The following is a 10,678-nucleotide window of genomic DNA, read 5'->3' as shown; positions in this document are numbered from 1 at the left end:
GGGACAAGTGGGATAGTCAAGAAGTACAGGATGAAGTAGCGGCATTAAATCAGAAGATTGCTGACGATGACAATAAGATACGTTCTAACCTTAATATTGTTCAAAATTTTAGACGCGAGAATCAATATAAAGCTAATAAAAAAATCAGTGACGCGATGCGTAATATTCTGGATTGGTTCGAACGGTATCCCGATATTGTGAAAAATATAACCCAGGCTTAACCATACAGAGGGTGTGCGACTGGACGATTAACGACATAAATTATTTATAGGGAATAGACGCTTACTCATCAGACACCTGGTATTTTTTATCTCAAACCAGCGTGACTGATGTGTAAGCGTTGAAGTAAGGAGGCGATTATCGCGTTATATTCCAGCCCCGTGCCTTCCAGAGTGCAGGCAGCTGCGCCAGCTCGGTAAAGGTGGTTACTTTCGGGTGAACGATCGGTTTATTGTGCGGGTCAGCGCAGAAGTAAAACACTTCCATTCCGGCATCTATCCCTGATTGCGCACCGGCGCTGGAGTCATCGACCAGAATGCAGTTTTCAACGTTCACATTCATCGCTTTTGCCGCATGGAACATTAACGCCGGATCGGGCTTCCAACGCTGGATATCGTAGCCGCTGAACAGTTTTTCCGGGAAGTAGTGCAGCATGTTGAGCTTACCCAGCGAATGCTGCATTTTGCTGACCGGACCGTTAGAGACGACGCACATCGGCACGTTAATGCTCGCCAGCAATTCGTTCGCTCCTGCGATGTCCTCAAGTTCGGTATCAAACAGACGCGCCACTTCTGCGCGGTAAACGTGCTCGGCATCGGCCTGGATCATCGTCACGCCCTGTTCTTTACTGATGATGTCGATGATTTCGTAGAGTTTTACGCCTTTAAAACGGGTAAAAATCTCTTTCAGGTCAACGTGAATGCCAAATTCCCTGAACATCGTGACATAGGCGCGAGAGCAAATGACCTCGCTATCGACCAGCGTACCGTCGCAGTCGAAAAATACCGCTTCTATCTGGGACATGTCTTTCCTTTATCGTTAGTTTAACGTTTTCGTCATGCCAATTCGCATGACGCAATCGTTGCCGTATAAGCAAATACAATGAAAAAAAGTTATCTTCAGCCGTCCATATTGTCTCATTTTGGTATACGATAGCGACGGATTTTCCCTCCTTGTTCGGAAATAGATAATGAGTCAACAACACACAACCCAGGCTTCTGGCCAGGGGATGCTGGAACGCGTGTTTAAACTGCGCGAACATGGCACGACGGCACGGACCGAAGTGATCGCCGGTTTTACCACCTTCCTGACGATGGTTTACATCGTTTTTGTTAACCCGCAAATTCTTGGCGTTGCTGGCATGGATACCAGCGCCGTCTTTGTCACTACCTGTCTGATTGCTGCATTCGGCAGTATTATGATGGGGCTGTTTGCTAACCTGCCAGTTGCACTGGCACCCGCTATGGGCCTGAATGCGTTCTTCGCTTTTGTCGTTGTGCAGGCGATGGGCTTGCCGTGGCAAGTCGGGATGGGCGCAATCTTCTGGGGCGCGATTGGTCTGCTATTACTGACGATTTTCCGCGTTCGCTACTGGATGATTGCCAACATTCCGGTGAGTCTGCGTGTGGGCATTACCAGCGGTATCGGTCTGTTCATTGGCATGATGGGGCTGAAAAACGCAGGTGTGATTGTCGCTAACCCGGAAACGCTGGTGAGCATCGGTAATCTGACTTCTCACAGCGTGCTGCTGGGGATCCTCGGCTTCTTCATCATTGCTATTCTGGCCTCACGCAACATTCACGCAGCGGTGCTGGTTTCTATCGTGGTGACAACGCTGCTGGGCTGGATGCTGGGTGATGTCCACTACAATGGCATCGTTTCTGCGCCGCCGAGCGTAATGACTGTCGTGGGTCATGTAGATTTAGCCGGGTCGTTTAACCTCGGGCTGGCAGGGGTGATTTTCTCTTTCATGCTGGTCAACCTGTTTGACTCCTCCGGTACGTTGATTGGCGTGACCGATAAAGCAGGTCTGGCAGATGAGAAGGGGAAATTCCCGCGCATGAAGCAGGCGCTGTATGTCGACAGTATCTCTTCCGTGACCGGTTCGTTTATCGGTACTTCTTCCGTTACGGCTTATATTGAGTCCTCTTCCGGCGTATCGGTTGGCGGTCGTACCGGTCTGACGGCAGTGGTTGTTGGTCTGCTGTTCCTGCTGGTTATCTTTCTGTCGCCGCTGGCGGGAATGGTGCCAGGCTACGCTGCAGCTGGCGCGCTGATTTACGTTGGCGTGTTGATGACCTCAAGTCTTGCTCGCGTGAACTGGCAGGATCTTACTGAATCTGTTCCGGCGTTTATTACCGCTGTGATGATGCCGTTCAGCTTCTCGATTACCGAAGGTATTGCGCTGGGCTTTATCTCCTACTGCGTGATGAAGATTGGTACCGGGCGTATCCGTGACCTTAGCCCGTGCGTAATCATCGTTGCGCTGCTGTTTATCCTGAAGATTGTATTTATCGACGCTCATTAAAATCGATAGCGCATTAAAAACCCGCCATGCATGATTGCTGGCGGGTTTTTTATTTAGATCTTAACTCGCTGAATAAACTCACCAAATGCGGTCAATTGCCCGGTCAGGTGGTCCAGCGTACCCTGATCAATCACTTCTCCGGTTTGCTGATCAACTTTATTCTGAATCACGCCGCCCATAAATTCCGGCTTGTTCATCACCATTGCATCGAGGAAAACCAGAATCTGGCGCAGGTGATACTGACAGCGCGCGCCGCCAATCACGCCCATTGAGCTGGTCTGAATCAACACCGGTTTACCGGCCAGCGGTTGATCCGGCAGGCGGGAAAGCCAGTCGATGGCATTTTTCAGCCCACCCGGTACCGAATAGTTATATTCCGGCGTGACGATCACCACACCGTCAGCCTGACGGATCTGTTCCGCCAGAGCTTCAACCGTTGCTGGAAAACCTTCTTCCTGCTGTACGTCAGCGTCATACAGGGGAATGTCGGCAATGGAAGGTAACGCATTGACTTCCATGCTCGCCGGAGCAATTTTCGGCAGGGTACGTGCAACCATGCCATTAAATGAGCCTTTGCGCAGGCTCCCCAGTAACGTAACCACCTGCAATTTTTCAGACATGATGACTCCTGTGGTTGTCTATCAATTTGGCGAAAAAGCCTTCACGGTAGAGAGCTGGGCAAAACGCATCATCCGGCTGGTAGGATTGTTGGCGCGGCTGTGAATATCCGGCAGGCTTTTCCAGCCGTGTTTGCCATCTAACTCCCAGACACTGAGCTTTTCAATCGTGGGCGTGACCGCCACGGACCACACCAGCACGTCCTCCGCGTCGCATAACGCTTCTACATGATTTACATGAGCACATTTCAGGCGTCCGGCAATGGGCAGCAGCTGCAGATCGCGCGGATCGTCATTCAAAACATCACCGGTTAGTTTTAGCACGCTTCGGCGCAGCGTGATGAGCTGCGCCCGCGCTTCGTTTGGATCATTTTGTTTACTGATCCATAGCGATTCATTGCTGGAAAAGGTGTGGTTATCGGGCGCGTGTGGGCTATGAAACCCGCGTGTCGCACGCTGCAGTTCCATATCGAGGCCACATTCACCTTCGGTTGTTAACGCCACGCCGACCATATTCCCGGCATAGGAAATAGAAAACGAAGGCAAATTTTTATCACTGAAAACCGGTTTACCTTTCGGCAGGGTGACGATTTCCGGCAATTCGCCAATGCCATACAGCATGAACATCAGTTCTGCGAGTAAACCTCTGGACGCCAGAAAACGGCTTTGACGATGAGGGGGAATGTTTCGGGCTTCTTGATGACACTGGGAGGGGAGACGAACAGAAATCAGATGTCCTTCCGTTAAAATCCCTCGGGCAAAGTGAGTCGCCATTTTTCGCTCCATGCTTAATGGTCCATTATGAATACAAGAGTAATCATTTACTGGAATGATGGACAGACTAAAGCGGCTAAAAGTTCGATTCAGACAAGCTTATTACAACTTTTTTACATTTTATTGTGAAATCGGGTCGCGTTTCATACGATTCGGTTATGCCATCGACGCGTAAAGATTTTTAATGGTATCCCGTAACCAGACGATCTTCGGATTATGGCTGTTCCGTTTATGCCACAGCAGGGTAAAAGGGACTTCCAGCTTTTTTTGCTGGCTTTCGTCAAACGGGAGAGGAAGAGCAACCAACGGCAGTTGGTGGAGTTGATTGTAGTACTGACAGTAGCGCGGCGCGGTCGCCAGTAGCAGATTGTCGGGCTGCGCTGCCATAAACAGTGACTGCTCGAATTCCGGCAGGCTCATAGCAATCGTGCGTTCGCGCCCCAGCTCCTGTAACACATTGTCCAGCGCCCAGGTGTCGCTCTGTTCCCAGCAAATGCTGATATGCGGATAACGTAAAAAGGTGTCCAGATTCCACGTTTCATGCAGTGCCGGATGATCTTTGCGTAACCAGACGCAGGGCACATCACTAAACAACACTTCATAATCAATGGCTAACGGTAGCGAGCTTAATAGCTCCCGCGAGCGAGGATGGCTTTCGCGACCGGAAAAACCAATATCCACTTCACCACGAGTAATGGCATCTAAGGAATCGTAATCCCAGTTACGTAATTTGATGGTCGCTTGGGGGTAACGTTGGTAGATCCGTTTCGACAGCGCATTAAGCATGATCATCATCAGCGGTGATTCCGCCGCCAGTTCAAACTTCAGGCCGCGCGGTGTCTGGTGGTGCGGTTTATCCAGCAGCAGGTTGCTCATTTGCATCCATTCCGCCAGATTTTGCTCCATGCTGACCATTAGCGGTGTGGGCGACAGACCCAGCGGTGAGTTCACAAAGAGCGGGTCGTCAAACCACGCTCTTAACTTTGCCAGCGACTTACTCACCGCCGAAGGGGTCACGTTCATCCGCTTCGCCGCTTTGGTCACGCTGCGCTCCTGCATCAGCAGTTGCAGACAGAGCAGCAGATTGAGATCAAGCGTGGTGATGGATTTCTTCATGAGCGGCAGCGGGGCGTCCAGGCGCGACGAACATAATCAGCAACAGGCTCACTATGCTACAGGCAATCAGAATCCCGATCAGCATATTCCATGCGCCGATACCAACCACCGCCGCCAGCCAAATCCACAGTGACGAACCGCAAACCTGCGCAATACCTAAGGTCGAGCTGGCTACGCCCGCGCGTAATGAAAACGGCCCTAACGCCTGACTCATCGCCACACCAAAACCTACCGAGAAACCGGCGCAAATCAGCGTGATACCAAACAGAGAAACCGCATGGGAAGGTGAAACGGTAAGAGTGATGCCCGCCGCCAGGAATAACACCTGTGAGGTGATCATCAACGTACGTGGCTTAAAAATTCCCAGCGCAAATGGCGTGGAAAATGAAACGGTCATGCTGACGCCAGCGGTCAACGCCATAATGGTGGCGTATTCTCCGCGCTCAAAACCCATGATTTCCATCAGCAATACCGGCGACGTGTTGACGAAGGTGAGGATCACCGAAACGCTGAGGGTGGTGATAACAACACGGCTGAGGAAAAACCGATTAAGCAGCGACTCGCTATTTTCTCGTGATTTGTCCGAAGCTGCGGGGGCGGCAGGGCGCGTTTCTTTTAAAATAAACAAAGACAACATCAGTACCGCGATGCCCATTATTGCCATCGTCCAGAACAGACTCTGCCACGGGAATTTAAGCATAATCAGATGACCGAGCACCGGCGCTAACACCGGAATGATGCAGGTAATGCCGTTGAGTAACGACAGCACTTTTGCCCGACGTCGATCATCCAGCGTGTCGCGCAAAATGGCGAATGCCACCACGTAACAACAGCCCGCGCCCAACCCCTGTAGAAAGCGCCCTGCAAGAAATAACGTGCTGGTTTCAGCCAGTGAACAGAACACCGAGGCGATAATAAATAGCGCCGCGCCGGGTATGGCGACCGGTTTTCTCCCTGAACGATCGGCCACTTTACCGGCAAATAACATCGCAGTTGCCATACCTGCCAGATAAACGGAGAACGCAATATGTAACTGCGCTTCGCTGGCATTGAGATCGGCGGCGATGCGCGGTAAACCAACGAGGTACATATCAATCCCAGCGGGATAAAGTAAAACCAGGGCAAAACTACAAATCAAAAAGCGGGACATGGGCTAAAGCGTCCTGATAGTAAGGTGACGCAAAGCATACGTGGTGAAGGAGGATCAGGCGAGTTGCCATTTGGACATAAGTGATTTCCTGAGAGGCAAGAAGCCAGCGAATGGCTGGCTTCTTGAAGGATTTAGCCAAATTTAGGTAACACGTTAAAGACGTTGCCGAACCAGCACAAAATTACGGTTATACCAAAGAGAATGACAATCGCCGGAATAAGATTGCCGCCCCAGACCGTGAACATCTGATTGGGAAACTTTTTGCGAGCTTTGATTGCCAGCACCGCGGGGATAATGACCGCCCAGATAGTGGCGCACAGTCCGGCACCGCCGATCCCGTAAATAAAGCCGTTCGGGAAGATCAGATACAACAACGCGGGTGGCAGGAAGGTTAACAGCACGGTTTTGAAACGCCCGCCGTGGGAGTTATCAATCTTAAACAGATCCGCCAGATAATCGAACAATCCCAGCGTGACACCAAAAAACGAGCTGGCGACAGCTAAGTTGGAGAACACCAGCAGGCAAAACTCGATAATGCCGTGCTGTTTGGTGCCGAGGAACGATTTCACCAGTGAATCAACGTTGCCGCCTGAGGAAATAATCGCCTTAAAGCTTTCTCGCGGAATATTCCCCATGGTGCAATAGAGCCAGAAGAGATAAATCACCAGCGCCAGCAGCGAACCGAAGACCACGCTTTTGATTAGCTTATCTTTGCGTTTGCCATAGCAAATAATCAGGCTGGGAATATTGCCGTGGAAACCAAATGACGCCAGACACACCGGCAAAGCCATAAAGATATACGGGAAGTAAGACGTTCCCGCAGTGGAGCTGGTGGCATCGCGCAGAATGGAGTAATCGACCTGGAAGAAGAAAGAACCAAACACGATCACAAAGGAGATAATCTTCAGCCCGAGGAACAATGAGGTAATACGACTGGCGGCTAACGAGCTTATCCACAATACGCTGGCAACGAAAATGGCTGTGCAGATCCCGACAATACGTGGATTAGCGTGATAACCCAAATTCATTGATATCGTTTCACTAATGATCGCACCATTAGCAGAGATATAGGCATAAGTGAGGATATAGAGAACGAAGGCAACGGTAATACCGCTGATAATGTTCCAGGTGTTACCGATTAAATCTTTGGTGATGGTGTTAAAACTGGAGCCGACGGGATAATTTAAATTTGCTTCTAATAACAATAACCCGGAATGAAGCATTGAAAACCAGGCAATGATAAGGATAAAGGCACCCCAGAAAAACCAGGCACCGGCAAGATCAACAGGTAAAGCAAACATACCTCCACCAATTACTGTACCTGCTATAACCATAACACCCCAAAATGCAGAGTGTTTTTTTTCAGCTTGATCAGTCATGATGCCACCTTTAGAGGAAGGCTATTTTTGTTATTGAGGATGTAGGGTAAGAGAGTGGCTAATATCCTTATAGCCACTCTGTAGTGTCAATTAAACTTCTTTCAGTTTTGCGGTGAAGTGACGCAATACTTTCGGTTCGTAGGTAAAGGTTAACCCTTTAATATTCGCCGCGTTCTCTTTCACATGTTTAAAGGCTTCAATAATGAAGTCCATATGTGTTTGAGTATATGTTGCGCGCGGAATGGTTAAACGCAGTAGTTCTGCCGGGCATGGCAGTTGTTTACCGGTTTTCGGATCGCGGCCTAACAGGAAAGAGCCAATTTCTACCGCACGGATACCGGCGACTTTATACAGCTCGCAGGCCAGCGCCTGTGCCGGGAATTGATCAGCCGGGATATGCGGCAGCAGTTTACCGGCATCAACGAATGCCGCGTGACCGCCCGCCTGCTGGCAGACAACGCCAATCTCTTCCAGACCATCGACCAGATACTGCACCTGCGCAATACGATAAGCCAGCCAGTCCAGATTCATGCCGTCATACAGACCTACCGCCAGACGCTCCATCGCGCCGCCTTCCAGGCCGCCATACGTCGGGAAGCCTTCCTGAACTACGCAAAGGGTTCTGCACTCGGTGTACACATCAAAGAAACTGTCGTCTTTCATGCACAGCAAGCCGCCCATCGGCACCATCGCATCTTTCTTGGCGGACATCGCCAGCATATCGGCATATTTGTAGGTTTCGCGGGTGATCTGCTCGATGGTCCAGTCTTTGTATTCTGCTTCACGCTGCTTGATGAAATAGGCGTTTTCAGCAAAGCGTGCAGAGTCCATTACCACCGGAATATCGTATTTCTTCGCGATGCTGTACATCGCTTTTAAGTTTGCCAGTGAAACCGGCTGACCGCCTGCGGAGTTACTGGTGATGGTTGCAACGATATACGGCACGTTATTCGGACCAACTTCTTCAATACCGCGTTCTAATCCCTCAAGGTCAAAGTTGCCTTTAAAGTCGTAACGCACGCCCGTATCGAAGGCTTCTTTGATATAGACGTTACGCACGGTACAGCCGTTAATCTGGCTATGGCCCTGCGTGGTATCAAAGAAATAGTTGGAGAACGCCACCATTTTGCTGCGATCCAGGCCTTTTTCCTGCTCGCGCTTTTTAATCAGTACCGGAATATAGATTTGCTCTGCACCACGGCCCTGGTGAGTCGGAATGGTGTATTGATAACCAAAGATATTTTTCACTGACTCGGCTAACGCATAGTAGCTGCGGCTGCCGCTGTAAGCTTCGTCGCCGCGCATCATCGCGGCCTGCATACTCTGCGTCACCGCCCCGGTGCCGCTGTCGGTCAGTAAATCGATAAACACATCTTCGCTATCCAGCAGGAACGGGTTCATACCGGATTTAATAATTGCTTCTTCACGATAAGCGCGAGTGGTACGTTTTACAGGCTCAATAACACGAATGCGGAACGGTTCAGGGAGATGTTTAAAGTTTTCCATTACATAATCCTTCATTTATTTTAATTACAGTGATCCCTGTGAATATTACATTTGCAATATCCATTAATTCGCCATGTATATATGCAAGCACCATCATTTACTAACACAAGTAAATAAACGAGAGATGGCCTTTGCAAAAGGCAAATTTAAGATATAGCAAACAAATAGATCACATTGAATCTAATCGGTTTGGCTCTGGTGATGGCTACAGAAGGGCAAATCAAGGGCGGTGATCGACAATCTTGTTGTCAATATTGAACCATTTTGAGGTCACACATATATGTAAGATATTCATAATGCACTTATCCTCGAAAGACACGAAGCTACAGTATAATACTCAAGAAATTTGTCTATTATGAAATTGTTTAAATGTGAATCGAATCACATTTAGTTATTGGCTGTGTTTATGAGAGCTGACACATAAAGAATATTAACAAAAATACGTGAATGGATAATTTTTTTAATTTTTATCATTATTGTTGAAGATGATGATATTGATTATAGGGGTTCCATTACAAGGAGCTGTTTCCCACATTGACGTCCCGGTTTACCCACTTCATTACCAGGTTGATGACCTGATGGGGTAATGACGTAAAAAGACAAATAACTCTATAAATGAGCGAAATTTGATAGTTGATTTTTAAATAGTAACCTTATTATTACTACAACTTTCATATGGATGAGGGGAAAGAAAATGGTTGATAACGTAACTGTTGGCGGTGTATGTGCACAATCTCCTTCTTTCGTGCCTGATTTGGATGGAGAAAAAAATAAATCTCAATTATTCGTTGACGATATAGTTGCGTATCTTAAAAGTCCTTCAGTTTATTCACTTGAAAAAGAGGGGCCGTTAAATCATTTTGTTAATCATTGTTCTGAAGTTGAGTTAGGTTTCTATAGCGATGGTGCATATTCAATTCTTGTCTCCAGATCTAAGCAACAACCTGAAGGTATGATTTTAACCGTAAGCGATGCAGACGCAATCAATATAGTACATATTTCCGTATCTCCAGTGCTTATAAAATTCCTGGATGATATTTTTACTTGCCTTCATACGTACCCTGATGATGAGAGTTTTACAAAAGAGCAGATAAAAGCTAATAGCAAATATGATATTGTAGATTATAATTGCCTGTTGCATTTTACTGGAAAACCAAAAAGTTTAATAGAATGTAGACATTTTGCTCTGCAATACTGTATAGATTCAATGAATGAGCATACAGGGAAAGTTCCATTAAAGGCTTACTATTCATCTCCGGAAGATATACAAAAACATATTCCTTTCGAGCTTGAGCAGCAATTTAACAATCTACAAAAAAATCCACCACCCGGTACATGCGTCGTTGCCAGTGATAAGTTTGGGGAGGCATTATCTGTCTTTTTTCACAGAATGGAAAAAGAGAAGTTAACGCATATGACGGCAATCGTTCAATCTCAAACACACGCTATGGCCGTCCGCTTGAGGATCAAAAAAACGCCTGCTGGTGAAACAGAATATGTTGTATCCTTTTATGATCCTAATGCAACCAATACTGGGTGATGCTGCCAACTTACTGATTTAGTGTATGATGGTGTTTTTGAGGTGCTCCAGTGGCTTCTGTTTCTATCA

10 protein-coding genes and 1 pseudogene are annotated in these 10,678 nt (G+C 48.0%); 3 read left to right on the top strand and 8 right to left on the bottom strand.

The window, feature by feature from the left end; translation table 11 throughout:
• A partial coding sequence (locus OQV04_RS21415) for a hypothetical protein (RefSeq protein ID WP_332642858.1) occupies positions 1-221 on the top strand: 221 nt, incomplete at its 5' end.
• A 136-nt stretch (positions 222-357) separates the two neighbouring features.
• On the opposite strand, the gene yieH is transcribed toward OQV04_RS21415, so the two are convergent.
• Positions 358-1,023, bottom strand: a complete 666-nt coding sequence (gene yieH / locus OQV04_RS21410; RefSeq protein ID WP_000078062.1) for a 6-phosphogluconate phosphatase — start codon at positions 1,021-1,023, stop codon at positions 358-360.
• A 166-nt stretch (positions 1,024-1,189) separates the two neighbouring features.
• On the opposite strand from yieH, the gene adeP reads away from it, so the two are divergent.
• On the top strand, positions 1,190-2,527 hold the full coding sequence (gene adeP / locus OQV04_RS21405) for an adenine permease AdeP (protein ID WP_001301685.1): 1,338 nt from the start codon (positions 1,190-1,192) through the stop codon (positions 2,525-2,527).
• Between the two features lie 53 nt (positions 2,528-2,580).
• On the opposite strand, the gene yieF is transcribed toward adeP, so the two are convergent.
• From yieF to tnaC, 7 genes are all read right to left on the bottom strand, one after another.
• Positions 2,581-3,147 (bottom strand): class I chromate reductase YieF, encoded by a 567-nt coding sequence (yieF, locus tag OQV04_RS21400; protein ID WP_021578122.1) that lies wholly within the window; start codon positions 3,145-3,147, stop codon positions 2,581-2,583.
• A 21-nt stretch (positions 3,148-3,168) separates the two neighbouring features.
• Positions 3,169-3,918 (bottom strand): 4'-phosphopantetheinyl transferase family protein, encoded by a 750-nt coding sequence (locus tag OQV04_RS21395; RefSeq protein ID WP_001296581.1) that lies wholly within the window; start codon positions 3,916-3,918, stop codon positions 3,169-3,171.
• A 156-nt stretch (positions 3,919-4,074) separates the two neighbouring features.
• Positions 4,075-5,034: an HTH-type transcriptional regulator YidZ gene (yidZ, locus tag OQV04_RS21390; RefSeq protein WP_001362496.1), complete on the bottom strand. Its 960-nt coding sequence runs from the start codon at positions 5,032-5,034 to the stop codon at positions 4,075-4,077.
• On the bottom strand, positions 5,009-6,184 hold the full coding sequence (gene mdtL / locus OQV04_RS21385; protein WP_032281884.1) for a multidrug efflux MFS transporter MdtL: 1,176 nt from the start codon (positions 6,182-6,184) through the stop codon (positions 5,009-5,011). The genes yidZ and mdtL overlap by 26 nt, the downstream gene beginning before the upstream one ends.
• Positions 6,185-6,315: 131 nt before the next feature.
• On the bottom strand, positions 6,316-7,563 hold the full coding sequence (gene tnaB / locus OQV04_RS21380) for a low affinity tryptophan permease TnaB (RefSeq protein ID WP_000131904.1): 1,248 nt from the start codon (positions 7,561-7,563) through the stop codon (positions 6,316-6,318).
• A gap of 90 nt (positions 7,564-7,653) precedes the next feature.
• Positions 7,654-9,069: a tryptophanase gene (tnaA, locus tag OQV04_RS21375; protein WP_001295247.1), complete on the bottom strand. Its 1,416-nt coding sequence runs from the start codon at positions 9,067-9,069 to the stop codon at positions 7,654-7,656.
• A 220-nt stretch (positions 9,070-9,289) separates the two neighbouring features.
• On the bottom strand, positions 9,290-9,364 hold the full coding sequence (gene tnaC / locus OQV04_RS21370) for a tryptophanase leader peptide (RefSeq protein ID WP_001364348.1): 75 nt from the start codon (positions 9,362-9,364) through the stop codon (positions 9,290-9,292).
• A gap of 399 nt (positions 9,365-9,763) precedes the next feature.
• Between tnaC and OQV04_RS21365 the strand changes: the two are divergent.
• Positions 9,764-10,603, top strand: a pseudogene (locus OQV04_RS21365) (ShET2/EspL2 family type III secretion system effector toxin); the annotation flags it as partial.
• Positions 10,604-10,678: the final 75 nt, after the last annotated feature.

The sequence above is a fragment of the Escherichia sp. Lx600-2 genome (assembly GCF_036662595.1).
Classification (GTDB): domain Bacteria; phylum Pseudomonadota; class Gammaproteobacteria; order Enterobacterales; family Enterobacteriaceae; genus Escherichia; species Escherichia coli.
Note: the sequence above shows the minus strand (reverse complement) of the source record. Positions and strands in the feature narration are given on the sequence as shown.

Coding starts and splice junctions, on each gene's coding strand:
- yieH (WP_000078062.1), bottom strand. CDS start 1,023: ATGTCCCAGATAGAAGCGGTATTTTTCGACTGCGACGGTACGCTGGTC.
- adeP (WP_001301685.1), top strand. CDS start 1,190: ATGAGTCAACAACACACAACCCAGGCTTCTGGCCAGGGGATGCTGGAA.
- yieF (WP_021578122.1), bottom strand. CDS start 3,147: ATGTCTGAAAAATTGCAGGTGGTTACGTTACTGGGGAGCCTGCGCAAA.
- OQV04_RS21395 (WP_001296581.1), bottom strand. CDS start 3,918: ATGGCGACTCACTTTGCCCGAGGGATTTTAACGGAAGGACATCTGATT.
- yidZ (WP_001362496.1), bottom strand. CDS start 5,034: ATGAAGAAATCCATCACCACGCTTGATCTCAATCTGCTGCTCTGTCTG.
- mdtL (WP_032281884.1), bottom strand. CDS start 6,184: ATGTCCCGCTTTTTGATTTGTAGTTTTGCCCTGGTTTTACTTTATCCC.
- tnaB (WP_000131904.1), bottom strand. CDS start 7,563: ATGACTGATCAAGCTGAAAAAAAACACTCTGCATTTTGGGGTGTTATG.
- tnaA (WP_001295247.1), bottom strand. CDS start 9,069: ATGGAAAACTTTAAACATCTCCCTGAACCGTTCCGCATTCGTGTTATT.